At 62.2% G+C, this 14,546-nt stretch carries 13 protein-coding genes; 10 read left to right on the forward strand and 3 right to left on the reverse strand.

Features of this window, described 5'->3' with window-relative positions:
* Nucleotides 1-59 precede the first annotated feature (59 nt).
* The 5 genes from JNO50_RS11840 to JNO50_RS11860 all read left to right on the forward strand — a co-directional run bounded on the left by JNO50_RS11840 (nt 60) and on the right by JNO50_RS11860 (nt 3,575).
* Nucleotides 60-500, forward strand: coding sequence for a hypothetical protein (locus JNO50_RS11840; RefSeq protein WP_189534119.1), 441 nt, complete (start codon nt 60-62; stop codon nt 498-500).
* A 2-nt stretch (nt 501-502) separates the two neighbouring features.
* Nucleotides 503-1,192: an ABC transporter ATP-binding protein gene (locus JNO50_RS11845; protein ID WP_189534118.1), complete on the forward strand. Its 690-nt coding sequence runs from the start codon at nt 503-505 to the stop codon at nt 1,190-1,192.
* Complete coding sequence (locus JNO50_RS11850; protein ID WP_189534117.1) at nt 1,189-2,445, forward strand: FtsX-like permease family protein; 1,257 nt, start codon at nt 1,189-1,191, stop codon at nt 2,443-2,445. Before JNO50_RS11845 ends, JNO50_RS11850 begins: the two co-directional genes overlap by 4 nt.
* Nucleotides 2,442-2,777, forward strand: coding sequence for a cysteine-rich CWC family protein (locus tag JNO50_RS11855; protein ID WP_189534116.1), 336 nt, complete (start codon nt 2,442-2,444; stop codon nt 2,775-2,777). The genes JNO50_RS11850 and JNO50_RS11855 overlap by 4 nt, the downstream gene beginning before the upstream one ends.
* 165 nt (nt 2,778-2,942) lie before the next feature.
* A complete protein-coding gene (locus JNO50_RS11860; RefSeq protein ID WP_189534115.1) occupies nt 2,943-3,575 on the forward strand; it encodes an acyloxyacyl hydrolase in 633 nt (210 codons plus the stop codon).
* 27 nt (nt 3,576-3,602) lie between these two features.
* On the opposite strand, the gene JNO50_RS11865 is transcribed toward JNO50_RS11860, so the two are convergent.
* The gene (locus JNO50_RS11865) at nt 3,603-4,091 is read right to left on the reverse strand and encodes a glutathione peroxidase (RefSeq protein WP_189534114.1); all 489 of its coding nucleotides are present in this window, start codon (nt 4,089-4,091) and stop codon (nt 3,603-3,605) included.
* Between the two features lie 83 nt (nt 4,092-4,174).
* Between JNO50_RS11865 and JNO50_RS11870 the strand changes: the two genes are divergently transcribed.
* The gene (locus JNO50_RS11870) at nt 4,175-4,762 is read left to right on the forward strand and encodes an IMPACT family protein (RefSeq protein WP_189534187.1); all 588 of its coding nucleotides are present in this window, start codon (nt 4,175-4,177) and stop codon (nt 4,760-4,762) included.
* A 189-nt stretch (nt 4,763-4,951) separates the two neighbouring features.
* On the opposite strand, the gene JNO50_RS11875 is transcribed toward JNO50_RS11870, so the two are convergent.
* The gene (locus JNO50_RS11875) at nt 4,952-5,305 is read right to left on the reverse strand and encodes a choice-of-anchor A family protein (protein WP_189534113.1); all 354 of its coding nucleotides are present in this window, start codon (nt 5,303-5,305) and stop codon (nt 4,952-4,954) included.
* A 204-nt stretch (nt 5,306-5,509) separates the two neighbouring features.
* On the opposite strand from JNO50_RS11875, the gene JNO50_RS11880 reads away from it, so the two are divergent.
* Both JNO50_RS11880 and JNO50_RS11885 read left to right on the forward strand, forming a co-directional pair.
* Entirely contained in the window at nt 5,510-6,712 is a 1,203-nt protein-coding gene (locus JNO50_RS11880; RefSeq protein ID WP_189534112.1) for a hypothetical protein, read from the forward strand.
* A gap of 21 nt (nt 6,713-6,733) precedes the next feature.
* Nucleotides 6,734-8,617 carry an acyltransferase family protein gene (locus tag JNO50_RS11885; RefSeq protein ID WP_189534111.1) on the forward strand — a complete coding sequence of 628 codons (1,884 nt, stop codon included), beginning with the start codon at nt 6,734-6,736 and terminating at the stop codon, nt 8,615-8,617.
* On the opposite strand, the gene JNO50_RS11890 is transcribed toward JNO50_RS11885, so the two are convergent.
* Nucleotides 8,571-10,184, reverse strand: a complete 1,614-nt coding sequence (locus tag JNO50_RS11890; RefSeq protein WP_189534110.1) for a phosphoethanolamine transferase — start codon at nt 10,182-10,184, stop codon at nt 8,571-8,573. The two genes, JNO50_RS11885 and JNO50_RS11890, sit on opposite strands and share 47 nt — an antisense overlap.
* 301 nt (nt 10,185-10,485) lie before the next feature.
* Here JNO50_RS11890 and JNO50_RS11895 point away from each other — a divergent pair, with 301 nt between their 5' ends.
* Entirely contained in the window at nt 10,486-11,817 is a 1,332-nt protein-coding gene (locus tag JNO50_RS11895) for an OprD family outer membrane porin (RefSeq protein WP_189534109.1), read from the forward strand.
* Nucleotides 11,818-11,838: 21 nt separating this feature from the next.
* Nucleotides 11,839-14,502, forward strand: coding sequence for a family 20 glycosylhydrolase (locus JNO50_RS11900; protein ID WP_189534108.1), 2,664 nt, complete (start codon nt 11,839-11,841; stop codon nt 14,500-14,502).
* Nucleotides 14,503-14,546: the final 44 nt, after the last annotated feature.

Raw genomic sequence — 14,546 nt, forward strand, 5'->3', positions numbered from 1 at the left:
CTGTCCAGACGAATCCGGAGCCGCCTTGCGCGGCTCCGTTTTTTGGAGCTATCGCTGTCATGCAACGCAGATGTTTTCTCGGGACGGCATTCGTATTCGCGCTCGCCGCGGCAAACCCGGCGCTGGCGGCCCCGCCCCGGCTCGCTTTTTCGGAGCTGTACGCCAGGATCGGCGTGATGGGCACGAGTTTCTCCCCCCAGGTTCTCAAGCTCAAAGGCCAGCGGATCACCATGCGCGGCTATATCGCGCCGCCTCTGAAGGCCGAGGCGAATTTCTTCGTGTTGACCCGGGTACCGGTCTCGGTCTGTCCGTTTTGCAACTCCGACGCCGACTGGCCGGCCGATATCGTGGTGGTCAACCTGAAAAATCCCGGCACGCTGGCGCCGGGAGGGCGTCCGGTGGAAGTCACCGGCATGCTTGACATCGGTTCGAGCACCGACAGGGAAACCGGGTTTGTCAGCCTGGTGCGCCTCAATCAGGCCGAATGGCGGGAGCTGTGACCATGGACATCCCCTCCGTCGCGTCCGCCCTTCGCATCGCGGGACTGAAACTCGCCTACCCGCAAGACGACGGTCAACGCCTCACCGTTCTGGACATCGACGAGTTGACGCTCGGGCAAGGGGAGCATGTCGCACTGCTCGGACCGTCCGGATGCGGAAAAACCACCCTGCTCCATGTGCTTTGCGGCATCACGCGCGCCGATGCCGGAACGGTATCGTGGTTCGGCGAACCGCTCGAAGGCTGGACGGAAAGCCGCACGGACCGGTGGCGCTGGCGCAATGTCGGCCTGGTTTTTCAGCAGTTTCATTTGTTCGGCGGATTGAGCGCCCTGGACAACGTCATGTTGCCGACAACCTTCGGCCGCTGCCCGGACAAAAGCGCCTTGCGCGAGCATGCCCTGATGTTGCTTGAAGAGGTCGGCGTCCGCGCCGGCCAGCGCGCCGACAGCCTGTCGCGCGGGCAGATGCAGCGTGTGGCGATGGCGCGCGCGCTGCTGTTCCGTCCGCCCGTCGTGCTGGCGGACGAACCCACGGCCAGCCTCGATCAGGTTCATGCCGCCAAGGCCATGAACCTTCTGGCGCGCCTGTGCCGCGACAACGGCAGCACCCTGATCGCGGCCACCCACGATCCCCTGCTCGCCTCGCTCATGACGCGGCGCCTGTCGCTTTCGGGAGGGCGACTGATCCCATGAATCCGTTTTCTCTGGCTTTTGCGCAACTGTGGCGCAACCGTCTTTCCGTGGGCGCGCTGATCGTGCTGCTGGCCACGGCCATGGCGCTGGGCGTCACCATCGGTTGCCTGGAACGCGGCCTCAGGCAGTCGAGCGCGCGCGCCGCCGACCGCTTTCCCATCCTGGTCGGAGCCCGCGGCAGCACCACCCAGCTGGTACTCACCGGCGTTTACCTGCAGCCTGCCGCGCTCGATCTCATGCCGGCCGACACACTGCTGAAGATCCAGTCCGCACCGGGGGTGGCCATGGCGGCGCCACTGGCGTTCGGCGATTATGCCGGTTCACACCCGATCATCGGCACATCGGCCCAATTCGTCGTCGGCTTCGGCCCTCTTGCCTCGGGCCGGCCTTTCGTCCGCATCGACGAAGCCGTCATCGGCAGTGCCGTTCCCATCGCCATGGGCGGGCGCATTCGCCCCTTGCATGGCACGCCCGAGGAGAACCTTCTCGAGGCGCACGAGCATACCGAGCTGAGTTACCGGGTGGTCGGCAGACTCGCACCGACCGGCACCCCCTGGGACAATGCGGTGACGGTTCCGGTGGAGGCGGTCTGGGCGGTGCACCATCTTGGTCATGAGCACGAAAGCGGCACAGGATCCAGGGATGACAAGGATGTATCACCCGCGACGCCCGACACCGCGATGCGGATCGGTCCGCCCTGGACGCGCGGAACCGCGCACCCCCTTCCGGCCATCGTGGTGCGGCCGCATTCGATCGGCGACGCCTACCGCCTGCGCCAGGCCCTGAAGTCACCGACGGATACCGCCGTCTTTCCCGCGGAGATCCTGACCGGTCTCTATGGCACGCTGGGCGATGTCCGGACCCTGCTGACCTTTGCCGCCTCGGGCATTGAAGGCATGGTACTGCTGGCCGCCCTGCTCGCCATTGTCGCATCGCTTGCCTCGCGCAGGCAGGCGCTGGCCGTGGTACGGGCGCTGGGCGCTCCGCGCGCCTATGTGCTGGGCCTGATCTGGACCGAAGTGACAGCCATCGTCGTGTCAGGAGCGGTACTGGGACTGGTGTTGGGATTGGCCGGCGCCACCGCCCTCGCCGCCTGGCTGGGCAAAAACACCGGTCTGCACCTGTTGATCGGGCTCTCCTGGCACGAAGCGCTCAATGTTGCGCTGGCGGCGCTGGCCGGTATACTGGCAGGCCTGATACCCGCTTATCTTGCCTACCGCCAGCCGGTGGACACGAATCTTGACGCATCATGAACGACAACGACGCGGGGGAGATTCCCTCCCCTTGCCGGCAAACATGCCGGCTCGACCCTTCGGGCAAGACCTGCGAAGGCTGCGGGCGCACGATCGATGAGATCGCCCGCTGGTCGGCCATGAACGCCGGCGAGCGCCTTGCCGTGCGCCGGCGCCTTGGCCTGCCGGACACGGCATGGCCCGCCGCCGCGACCGTCGCCTGCCCCCGCTGCGGCGCACCCTTTACCTGTGGCGGCCACGGCACTCAGGCATGCTGGTGCGCGTCCCTGCCTCCCCGTCCCCTGGACTCGGCCGCCACGGGCTGTCTGTGTCCGGACTGCCTGAAAGGGTGACACCGGTCGACTCTCCGGATCACCGACAATAACTGCGCCTGCGGCTCGCCGCCCCTTCTTGAACAATCCGTTTAATCCTACATCAGATATTAGAAAGATTTTAAACAAATCCTGTCCAATAAAGCCTTTATCTGAAAGAGCCTAAAGAGCGCACAGGATTTGAAAATGAACCATGCCCCGCCCCATCGCTTTACCCGTGTTTTCCCGGAGCGCCAGCGCTCTTTCCATGGCGTTACGGAGTCCGCCAGCCGCTCCCGAGCCCTCATCCTGCTGGCGATCGCTTTGGCGCTGCCGGCCACGGCCATGGCCGAGGAGAGCCGATGGGGTATCCACGGCGCGCTGGGCGTGACCGACAAGCCCGCCGCGAGGATGAAACAGGCGGGCATTGCCGCGGTGTGGGAGCCGGGACTCGGCTGGGGAAAAATGGACTCGGCGGTGTTTTCCATGGCGGTAGAAGGGCACCTGGCCCGCTGGCGGCCCAATGACACGACGAAAAGCGGCATCACCGAAATCGGTGTGACGCCGGTACTGCGCCTGACGCGCCGTTACGGCGACATCCGGCCATACGCCGAGGCCGGTGTGGGCGTGCGTCTGCTGTCGCACGTTCGTCTTTCCGACACCCATACCCTTTCGAGCGCATTTCAGTTCGCCGACATGATCGGCGCGGGGCTTCAGGCGGGAAACCGCCAGCAGTACCGCATCGGCATTCGTTTCCAGCACCTGTCCAACGCCGGTATCAAGCGACCGAACCCCGGCATCAATTTCTGGCAACTGTACGGACAATACGTTTTCGGATGATCCGCGCGGGATCCGGATGGCGCGAACTCATTCGGACAGCAGCCGCTCGATGGCCGGCATCAGGCGGTCCGGATGCGTGGCGGGGGCGTAGCGCGCATGCACACGCCCCTCCCGGTCGACAAGAAACTTGGTGAAATTCCATTTGATCGCGCGGCTGCCCAGCACGCCGGGGGCCTCGCGCTTGAGGTAACGCCATAATTCGGCCGCCCCGGATCCGTTCACATCGATCTTGGCCGACAGAGGAAACGTCACACCATGGTTCACGCGGCAGAATGTGCCGATCTCGGCTTCCGTTCCGGGATCCTGCCCGCCGAACTGGTTGCATGGAAAACCGATCACCACGAATCCCTGCGAATGAAAGCGGCGATACAAGGCTTCCAGCGCGGACAACTGGGGCGTGAATCCACATGCGCTGGCGGTATTGACAAGCAACATGACCTTGCCGGCATGGTCGGCCAGACGAAGCTCGCCCCCCGAGAGGGACGGCAAGACGAATTGGTAGAGTTTGGCAGTCATATCCCGATGGTAACGCAAGCCGGGCCATGACACACGCGGGCCGGCCGGGTTACCATGGCGAACCATCAATTCCGTTCTCCCCCATGCAACAACTGGTCGCCCCGGTTCGCGCGGAAATCGAAATCCGCAAGAGTCGTTTCATCGCCCTCCTCTACCCCGTCGGTTCCCGCGACGAAGCCATGCGCCTTCTGGCCGGGGCGCGCAGCGACTGGCCCGATGCGCGGCACTACTGTGCCGTATTGCTGACACCGGGCGACTCCATGCTCAACGATGACGGCGAACCGTCCGGCACCGCCGCAAGACCAATGTACAACGTTTTGCAGCACAAGCAGATCGGTAACGTTCTGGCGATTGTCGTGCGCTATTTCGGGGGGGTGAAGCTGGGGGCCGGAGGGTTGGTGCGGGCCTATACCCAGGCCGTCAACGAAGCGCTCAAGGACGCCCGGTTTGTCGAATGCATCGAGTTCGAGAATGTGGCCGTCGCCATTCCTTTCAGCCGCGAAGCGCGGCTACGCCATCTGTGCGAGGAGGCGGGCATCGAGCCCGGGCCGGTTAGCTATGATTCGGCTCACGCCGTTTTCACGCTGCGGATCCCGGCTAACGAACGGCGGGAGAGGCTGGAAGCGATCCGATCGGGCTTGTCCGGGCAATTGCGCCTGATCGGCGACTAGCCCCGTCTCCCGGTTTTCCCACCGAGAACCGGCCACCACGCGACCGCGTCCGTCCTTGAAAAACCGTGTTGCCCGGTGCCAACATGAACCAAGCCCTTCGTCCAGCAGTGCTGTCAACAGAAACAACCCGCCAAAGACGAAGAGTGAGTCGCAGCCGGAAGCTGTCCGGCAAGATGGCGGTGAGCGTCTTCATGATGGCATGGTGAAGTTGAAGCCAGCCTCTACCAGGAAGTTTCCGTCAATCTGCTGAACGACAAGGGGGAGGTCATGCAGCGGACCGTTGATATGCCCCGACGAATGACTGATCGTGGCATTGGGGGCAAGCACGGCGGCATCCAGCCACAGGTTTTGCAGGCTCAAATTCGCCGCGCCCGGCAGATTGAACAGCACGCGGGTGCTGTTGTTGGCGGTGAACGCCTTGAAGGCGTCGTAATTACCGCTCAGGTCGACATTGTCACCCAGGATATTGACGAACACGAAAGCATCGCTCGCCACGCCGGAGATCGAGAAACTGCGTACCCGGGCGATATCGTTTGCCGCCACATTGAAGACTTGTACCTTGCCGTGTCCCGAACCGGAGACTCCGGCAAACTACGTACCGGCCTGCCATTGTTTCTCCGGCATTTTTTTGTGGCTGTCGCCATTTCGCTACGACACATCATGCTGTCCTCCCGATTTATCCGTACGGGCATGGCTTGACGGCTCCGCTTCACTGAAAATGGCGGGAATGCATTCAGGGAGTACGCAATGAGCATCACCAGCGTAATTGTCACCAGCGCCGCCGGTCTGCAAGCCGTGGTCAAAGACAGCTCGGTCGATGAGATCATCGTCACAGTGCCGCTGGAAGGCGTGAAATCATTGTGTCTTTCGCCCGGACAGACCCTGCGTTCAGAAGGCGAGGGCATCGCGCTCCACTTCGAGGCGGATCAGGACGGCATCGAGCTGAGCAGCGACAACACCTTGCGCGATATCGTTCTGATGACAGGTCCGGGCAAGCGCGCCATTTTCAACATCCCGGATCGTCAGCCCGGGCAATTGACCATTGGCAACGTGACGGTTTGCGGACGGGTGGAACTGCTCTCGCGGGTCCCCGGCGATGGTTTTGTCGCCATAGACGGACTGACGATCGTCCAGGCGGATACCCGGGACGCCGTTGCGCCGGGAACCCTGGACGGGGAGCCGGTTCGGGCCGCGGCATTGACGCTGTGGAACGGCCGGGAGGATGGCCGGTGGAGGGGCAGCCTCGCGGACATCAAAATCGGCAGCGAGGCCAGACCGGTCCTTGCTTCTGGCATACTCCTCGGCGGAGAGGGTGGTGGCGTGAAGTTAAGCCAGCTTGGCACCGGCGAGCTATTCTGCCATAACGAGCCGGACGCCCGGAGCACTGGCGGCGCGCTTCTTGTGGCGGCCGGCGCCAGCATCGGGCAATGGCGCGCCGACGGACGCATTGAATCGACCGGCGAGCGCTGCCTTGCCGCCGGCAACTGGGGAGACATCGGAACAGCCCGGCTTTCCGGTACGCTGATCACCGAAGGTTCGCACGCACCGGCGCTGAGCAACCACGGAAAATGGCGCGAGCTTGAAGTGAGGGCCCCGCTGGAGACGCGCGGTGCGTTTTCCGGGGGGGTGTTGCACACCGGCACCATGACCTTCGCCACTCTCGATCACGTGTGCACGCAGGGGACTGGGTCGGACGGGGTTCGGATCGAAGGCCATCTCGGGCATTTCGTTCTGCGCCGGGGGCTTTCCACGCGGGGAGGCAATGGCGAAGAGCAAACGGAAGCCCCGCAGCCTTCGCACGGGATTGCCATCGGGCAGGATGCGGCCGTCTTCACCCTGACCGTGGAAGGCGGCATCCGCACAGCATCCCCGGATTGCCTGCCCCTGGATATCCGCGGACGTGTTGGCCGGCTGAGCATCGATGGAGGATTGACCACAGGCCAGGATTGACCCCTTGCGCGGAGCCGGTTCATGAATGCCCCGGTGTTTCGCGACGACATCCAGGGCCTGCGTGCTCTGGCGATTGTCGCCGTGCTGCTGTTCCACATGGACAAAAACACGCTTCCCGGAGGTTTCGTCGGCGTCGACGTGTTCTTCGTGATATCGGGCTATCTGATCACGACCCGGATTCTGGCCGATCTGCGGGCGGAACGGTTTTCGCTCACCGCATTCTATCTGTCGCGCGTCCGGCGTCTTGCCCCGGCGCTGTGCCTGATGATGGCCGTCACGCTGGCGGCCGGCCTCGTCGTTCTTCCGCCGCAAGAGCTCGAAGAGCTTGGCGAAACTACCCTGGCCACGATCCTGCTGCTGTCCAACATCGACTTCCTGCGTCTGGAAAGTTATTTCAGTTCGGCGGCGGAATGGAAGCCCTTGCTGCACACCTGGTCGCTGGCCATCGAAGCGCAGTGCTATCTCGCCTTCCCCTGGCTCATCCGCACCCTGTGGCGCAATGCGCCGCATACCCTGGTTCCGGTACTCACGGCATTGGCTGTCGCCTCTCTGGCGCTCTCCCAGTGGCTTGCCGTCACGCATCCGGCCGAAGCGTTCTACCTGCCCACGAGCCGAATGTTCGAATGGCTGACCGGCGCGTTGACGGCGCTATCCCCCGCCGGATTCACGATACGCCACCGAAGATGGGTCGCTCCCGTCGCGCTGACCTGCATTATTGTCATGCTGGCATTTCTCAAGTCCGGCATGGTCTTTCCCGGACTCACCGCCCTGCCCGTCTGCGTCGCCACGGCACTGATGCTGCAAAGCGGTTCGGAAACTCCCTCTCGGATTCATCAATGGCTCGGCAAGACGCCGTTGCGGGTGCTCGGGGATATGTCGTATTCCCTGTATCTGTGGCACTGGCCGATTCTCGCGCTGGCGCGTACGGCCAATGGGGGTGAGCCGGAATTCGTTGACTCGGCGATCGTGCTGGCCATCATCCTGATGGCCTCCGCGCTATCCTGGCATACCGTGGAAAAGCCGATGCGCCGACTGCCGACTATAAAGACAGGCAACGTTTGCGCGCAGGCCGCCACGCTCATCGCCGCGATCGCGGCAATAACCCTCGCTTGGCACGGGATTCCTGAGCGTTTTCCATCCGATGCCCGGGCTCTTTTCGCCGCGAATGGCGATATCAATCCGCTGCGCAGCCGCTGTCATGCCGAACATGCCTTGCAAATCGCCTATGCCGGCACCTGCCGTTTCGGCGATGCGCAAGCGCGGCCCGATGTCGCCGTCTGGGGCGACAGCCATGCTTCCGAACTGGCCGTTGCGCTCGGAGAACGCCTTTCACCGCTGCGCCGCTCGGCAAGGCAGATTTCGGCTTCCGCCTGCCCGCCTGCCGCCGGATACCCGCGCAAAGGCAACGATCAGTGCCGCAGCCATAACGAGGCGACGCTTGCCGCGTTGAGCGGGGATCCGTCAATAACGACAGTGATACTGACCGCCAACTACTTGCGTTACGAGTCGTTCGGTCTGTCAGAACTCGCGGCAGGACTCGCACGTTCTGCGGCAACCCTGCGCTTACACGGCAAAACCGTTATCGTTATCGGGCAGATTCCGCTCTACCCTTTCTCGCCTCCCTCCGCCGCCGGCATGGAATTGGCTCGACACCATGACCCGGAGCGCCTTGGCCAGACGCTGGAGGCATACCGGTCGCAGAGCCGCCCTATAACCGCCGCATTGCGCGCCATCCCCGGCATCGTGCTGCTCGAACCGGAACAGGTGTTCTGCGCTCGGGGCCGATGCCTGCTTTATCGCAAGGATATCGGCGTGCTTTATTTTGACCGCGATCACCCGAGCTTGAAGGGAGCGGCGCTCATCGCGGAGCGGATCGCGCCATGGCTGTCCGGATCACGGGATTGACGATTCGCTTGGAGGCGGGCAGTTGATCGAATTGCAAGGGCTGATTATTTCCGTCGAGAACCCAATCTGGGTCCGCCCCTTTGAAACATGGCTCGAGCACCGACAGGCAACGATCACGGGGATCGGCGATTCCCATCCAGTGCCGGATCAGGTAGTAGTTGAATGCAGTTGAATAGTTGGGGTGAAATCTGCCGGTACGGCGTTCGGACGCGCTGACCACCGGGCTGTACCAGATGAACATGGGCACTTCGTAGGCCTCCTTGCTCGGTGAGACGGCCCCATGATAGAAGCGGGAGTCGGGCAACGCTTCCCATTCCTGCCCGTGATCGGAAAAATACATCAGCGAGGCATTTCGGGTTCTGAGGACATCGAAAATCGAACCCAACACCATATCGGTGTATCTAACTGAATTGTCATAACAATTCAAATTGATATCCGCACCGTCTTGAAAATATGCCGCTTGCTGCGGATAACGCTTGCACGCGTCCACATGACTTCCGGTCAGATGCAGCACGATCAGCTTCTTTCCGGGTTTTGCCAGCGCTTGTCGCAGGTGGGGCAGCAAGGCTTCGTCGTTACCTTGACCGATCCAGGTCTTTTCCCGGGCAAAACGGGCAAGGGCCGTCACTTTATTGTCATAGACACCATATTTGTCCTGGCGGCTCAGCCAATACGTGCCAAAGCCGGCCATATTGGCGATTCTCAGAATATTATCCGGGCTTCCTTTTTTATCTACGACCCTGGACAAACTCAAGGGCACGGCGATGGTGGTGACAGGGGCCGCGGAATGAGCCTTATCGAAAATGATCATGCGTTGCGCATCGGCCTGAACTCGGGGACTGGTATCGCGCCCGTAGCCATAAAGGGCCAGTTGCTTTCTGCGCGCCGACTCGCCCAACACGATAACGAAGGTATCGATCGATGAAGTGTCATGGCCCGCGTCGAAGTGGACCGGTGGAGGAACGGCGTCACCGATTTCCTTCCGGTCTTGCACCAACCGCAAAACATGGCCGACATTAAACAGCGGGGTTTTCGTCAAGGTCAACACGGCGATCGGGTAGTGCTCGCGTCCATTATGACGCAGATACCACCCGTGTTGAACCGCCAGCAGCAAAAGAAACGAAATGCCTCCCCGCCTCAACCACTTCACCGGCAACACATTGGCCATTATCGCAATACTGACGCAGTGCCCAACGAGCAAACCGATCCCCAGAACCACAATCCAGAGATGGCTCGACATCATTTCCCAGGCCTCAGAAAGATTGGAGCTAAGAACACTATCGACAGCGAAGAGATTCGCCTCGCCACCATACAGCGCACGGCACGCTACGCTGAGCGTGGTGCACAACGTCATGACGACAATGACCGGCAACACGAGGAACTTGCCGTACCGTTTACGCCAAGCGAGAGCCAGCATGAAACAGCTTAACACTCCGAAGAGAAATATCTTCAGGTTGGTTTCGACGAGTCCGGAAGACCCGGCCAGAGAAGAGACCGGAACAAACAGGAAAGGCAAGGCGCCAATCAGCAGCATCAGCGCGGTAGCATAATATTTTTGCAAATTCATGAACAAAAAATTAATTTTTATTAATTATAATTTTCAATTTCAGAAGCCGTCAATGCGGTCCGGTTCCAAACAAGTTTTCTTCCCTCCTTCCTGCCCCGGGCTTTATGGCTGATTCAGGCGCACTGCAGCATTCACGACAGGAATATTGACCCACTCCCGTCTTTACAACACTTTACACGCCCTTTACAGCAATACCACTTACAGACCAGAACAATACCATTTACATACCAATCGGCGAGTATTAGCCTAAGCAAGCCGTATAAAAATGACATTAGGGTTCACAACCTCCGAGGAGATATGTATGAAACTCTGGCCGCTGGCCGCCGCACTTGCGTTGGCCTACCCCGTCATGGCTTTGGCCGATGATCCGCTCCCGCCCTCAAAATCCGCCCCGTTTGTCGAAGACCCGTACGAACAGATGCCGTTCTTCAGCAAGGCCGGCACCACGGTGCGCGCCACCTGGTATTCCAGACACCGCACCACCTCGGACAACGACAATGAGATCATCGTCAACGCCCTGGGACTCGGCGTGGACTGGAAATCCGGCTTCGCCGGCGGCGTGGTCGGGCTGGACGTCACCGCGAACAGCAACCTGCGTTTCGGCGCGAGCCGCGGCTGGTCGGAAGTGCTGTATCACGACCTGCGCAACGACAAGGAGCACAGTACCGCCGCCATCGGCCAGGCCGCCGTCAAAATCCGTACCGGGGACGACAAACACGGCTTGCGCATGCGCATTGGCTATACCCCGGTGAGCATCGGTACCATGGGCACCTCCGGCGGCCTGCATTCCCACGCCTATCGGGGTGTCGAAGGCAAGTACCAGTTCGGCGACCTCGAGGTGGGGTATGGCTGGGCCGACCGCTTCCACAACGAGTGGGACAACCGCTACCGGGCGATGACAACCTTGTGGCACCAGAACCGCGGAGGCTTCGCGGGAGCGGCACCCAAAATCGATTACGTGCACAGCCTGGGCGCGCGCTATGCCCTTGGCCAGAACGGCTTCATTGACGGGGGCGTGGGTGAAGGCAAGGACTACCGGCGCAATGCGCAGGTCGCCGCCTCCTATACCTGGAAACTCGATGGCGCCGACCTGAACCTGACCGGGTACTACCTGCAAGGCCGCTACGTCACCAAGAAGAGCGGTATCGCCAACCCCAGGAACGAATGGCACGGCAGCCTCGGGGCGACTTACACGCGCCAGGCCTTCACCTGGTTCGCGGGCTACGGTCAGACCCATGCACCGGACTCCGGGGAAATGAACTTCCGGATGACGGCCTGGGGCAACAGCGACAACCGCAATTTCATCCAGACCTGGGGCCAGCTGGACGACTTTGTCTGGGATGGAACCCGCGTGGTCAAGCTCGGCGTGAATGTCGATCTTGGCAAGCTCGCCGGCTGGAACGGCTTTAGCGCGGGCCTGAGCGGCAACTCCGGCACCAACCTGAAAAAACTCGACGGCTCCACCACGCATGCCGACGAGATCGACGCCAACCTCAGTTACAGCGTAGGGGGAGGCATGCTCAAAGGCCTGAGCGTCGGCCTTTATCCGGCAAGACTGCGCACGCACGGTTTCGGCCGCAAACAGGACCGAAACGATCTGAAAGTCATCGTGTCGTACAGTCGCAACCTTTGAAACCAAGAAGGAGTGGATGACATGAAACGCACTACTCTGAACATCGCATTACTGACGCTGGGCTGGCTGTCCCTTGGCACGGCCGAAGCCACCGTCAATGCGAAGGATCTCGCGGCCAATCTCGCATTCCGCATCGGCATCACCGACAACCAGGCGGGAAGCCACGGCACCGATTGCGCATCGCTCGGCGCGGACTGGGCGACCTGCTACAAGGCCGAATTCACGCTGAGCAATGTAGGGAAAACGCCTGTCGCCGGCGATGGCTGGTCGTTGTATCTGCACAGCATCCGGCGCCTGCTGAAAATCGACCACCCGGGCTTCACGCTGCGCCATCTCACCGGCGACCTTTATGAACTGAAACCGGCGCCGGGTTTTGCCGGTCTTGCTCCCGGCGAACGCCTCGCCCTGCCGGTCATCGGCGAATACTGGCACATTCTGGAAAGCGACGCTCTCCCCCGCCAGTATGTGGTGGTGCCGGGACAAAAACCGGAAGTGCTGCGACGCTCCGATTCGGAAAACCCCAAAGACGTGATCGCCCCGATCACCGGGGATAACTGGAAGCGCTCGGCCGGCGATCACAATCGGCTGGCCACGCCGGCGAGCCGGTTCGACCTTCTGGCGGACAGGGGCGATGCCCGGCCCGCATCGGCGGTGGCCCACCGCTTCATACCCGCCCCGCTCAGGCAAGATGTGGCCGAGGGAAGCAGAGACATAAAAAGCCTGGCGCTTGACCTGCCCGGCCTGGCTCCGGAAAACATCGCCGCGCTCAAGGCCCGCATCGGAGTCCTCGGACTTGCCGCCGACAAGCATCCGCAAGTCGTGACAGGCCGCATCGCGAAGGATCTGCCGGCCGACATCGCGGTAACGGGCGGCTATCGTCTGACCATCGATGCCCGCGGCATCCGAATCGACGGATACGATGCGGAAGGAGTTTTTCACGGGGTGCAAAGCCTGCTCGCCCTCTTGCCGCTCAACGGCGGCAAGGTCGCGCACATGAAGGTCGAGGACGCCCCGCGCTATCCCTACCGAGGCTACATGGTGGATGTGGCGCGCAACAACCACTCGCCGGCCGTGCTGCGCAGGATGCTCGACCAGATGGCCGCCTACAAGCTCAACCGCCTGCATCTGCACTTGTCGAACGATGAAGGCTGGCGCCTGGAAATTCCGGGACTGCCGGAACTCACCCGCGTCGGAGCCAGGCGCTGCCATGACCTGACCGAAACGCGCTGTCTCTTGCCGCAACTCGCTTCGGGCCCTGACAACCGTTCCGGCGGAGGGGTGCTCACACGCAAGGACTACATCGACCTGGTGCGTTATGCCGCGGCCCGTCATATTCTGGTGATTCCGGAAGTCGACATGCCCGCGCATGCCCGCGCCGCCGTCGTATCGATGGAAGCCCGCTACCAGCGTCTGGCGAAAGCCGGGCACCTGCGCGCCGCCAACGAATACCGGCTGCTCGACCCGGCCGACACGACCCGCGCCCTCTCGGTGCAATTTTACGATCGCCGCAGCTTCATCAATCCTTGCATGCCCGGAGCCCGGCGCTTCGCCGAGAAAGTCATCCGCGAGATCGCGGCCATGCATAAAGAGGCCGGCCAGCCTCTTGAGGTATGGAACTTCGGCGGAGACGAAGCCAAGAACATTCTGTTGGGGGGCGGTTATCAGGATCTGAACGGCACCGACCCCGGCAAGGGCCGCATCGACAAGGCCGCTCAGGATCGCCCGTGGGCAAGGTCGCCGGTCTGCCAGTCGCTGATAGCCCAGGGCAAGCTCAAATCGGTGGACGAGCTGCCGCTGATCTACGCGCAAACCGTGAGCGAACTGGCGAGGCAAGCCGGTGCCAGCGGTTTTGCCGCCTGGCAGGATGGGTTGAAACTGGCCTCGGGCCCGAAAGCCTTCGCCACGCCATCGGTGCTGGTGAACTACTGGGATCCGCTGTTCTGGGGCGGCGACAAGGAAGCCTATCACTGGGCGGGCAAGGGCTACCAGGTGGTGCTCGCCCTGCCGGATTATCTGTACTTCGATTTCCCGCAGGAAGCCAACCCCCGGGAGCCGGGTTACTACTGGGGCGCTCGCGATACCAGCACCTATAAAGTGTTCTCGCTGGCGCCCGGCAACCTGCCGCAAAACGCCGAAATCATGCCCGACCGCGATGGCAACGCCTTCGAATCGCTCTCGAGCGAGGAGCCCGCACCCTTCGCCGGCATGGAAGGACTGGCATGGAGCGAAGTCATGCGTACCGACCAGCGCCTCGAGTACATGAGCTATCCGCGTATGCTCGCGCTGGCCGAACGAGCCTGGCACCGTCCGTCCTGGGAGCTCGACTACCAGAAGGGCCGACGCTTCAAACTGGGCGAAACGAACTGGGTTGACCGGGCCGCGCTGAATCGTGACTGGCAGGACTTCGCCGCCGTGGCAGGATGGCGCGAACTGCCCAAACTGGAAAAGGCCGGCGTGCGTCCGCGTCTGTCCCAGCCTGGCGTGAAATCCACGGCGGCGGGCTGGGAAGCCCGCACGGAATTGCCGGGAATCGCGGTGCAATTCTCGCGGGACGGCGGCAAGACTTGGGAGACATTTGGCCAATCAGCGCAACCGGGGCCGGGAGAGACACCGCTCTGGCGCACACAAAGCCCGCTGGGCACGGTCAAGGGGCGCGAAGAGACCCTGGACGGCATGGCCCCCTGATTTTCTCCAGGCGACGAGCCTTGAGCCACCCGTGTCCTCCGGGT

Source organism: Paludibacterium paludis (genome assembly GCF_018802605.1).
In the GTDB taxonomy this organism is placed as follows: Bacteria; Pseudomonadota; Gammaproteobacteria; order Burkholderiales; family Chromobacteriaceae; genus Paludibacterium; species Paludibacterium paludis.

Excerpts from the sequence above, each read along its gene's own strand:
- JNO50_RS11880 (WP_189534112.1), top strand. The coding sequence starts at position 5,510 with ATGAGCATCACCAGCGTAATTGTCACCAGCGCCGCCGGTCTGCAAGCC.
- JNO50_RS11870 (WP_189534187.1), top strand. The coding sequence starts at position 4,175 with ATGCAACAACTGGTCGCCCCGGTTCGCGCGGAAATCGAAATCCGCAAG.
- JNO50_RS11850 (WP_189534117.1), top strand. The coding sequence starts at position 1,189 with ATGAATCCGTTTTCTCTGGCTTTTGCGCAACTGTGGCGCAACCGTCTT.
- JNO50_RS11855 (WP_189534116.1), top strand. The coding sequence starts at position 2,442 with ATGAACGACAACGACGCGGGGGAGATTCCCTCCCCTTGCCGGCAAACA.
- JNO50_RS11860 (WP_189534115.1), top strand. The coding sequence starts at position 2,943 with ATGAACCATGCCCCGCCCCATCGCTTTACCCGTGTTTTCCCGGAGCGC.
- JNO50_RS11845 (WP_189534118.1), top strand. The coding sequence starts at position 503 with ATGGACATCCCCTCCGTCGCGTCCGCCCTTCGCATCGCGGGACTGAAA.
- JNO50_RS11890 (WP_189534110.1), bottom strand. The coding sequence starts at position 10,184 with ATGAATTTGCAAAAATATTATGCTACCGCGCTGATGCTGCTGATTGGC.
- JNO50_RS11840 (WP_189534119.1), top strand. The coding sequence starts at position 60 with ATGCAACGCAGATGTTTTCTCGGGACGGCATTCGTATTCGCGCTCGCC.
- JNO50_RS11865 (WP_189534114.1), bottom strand. The coding sequence starts at position 4,091 with ATGACTGCCAAACTCTACCAATTCGTCTTGCCGTCCCTCTCGGGGGGC.
- JNO50_RS11895 (WP_189534109.1), top strand. The coding sequence starts at position 10,486 with ATGAAACTCTGGCCGCTGGCCGCCGCACTTGCGTTGGCCTACCCCGTC.
- JNO50_RS11900 (WP_189534108.1), top strand. The coding sequence starts at position 11,839 with ATGAAACGCACTACTCTGAACATCGCATTACTGACGCTGGGCTGGCTG.
- JNO50_RS11885 (WP_189534111.1), top strand. The coding sequence starts at position 6,734 with ATGAATGCCCCGGTGTTTCGCGACGACATCCAGGGCCTGCGTGCTCTG.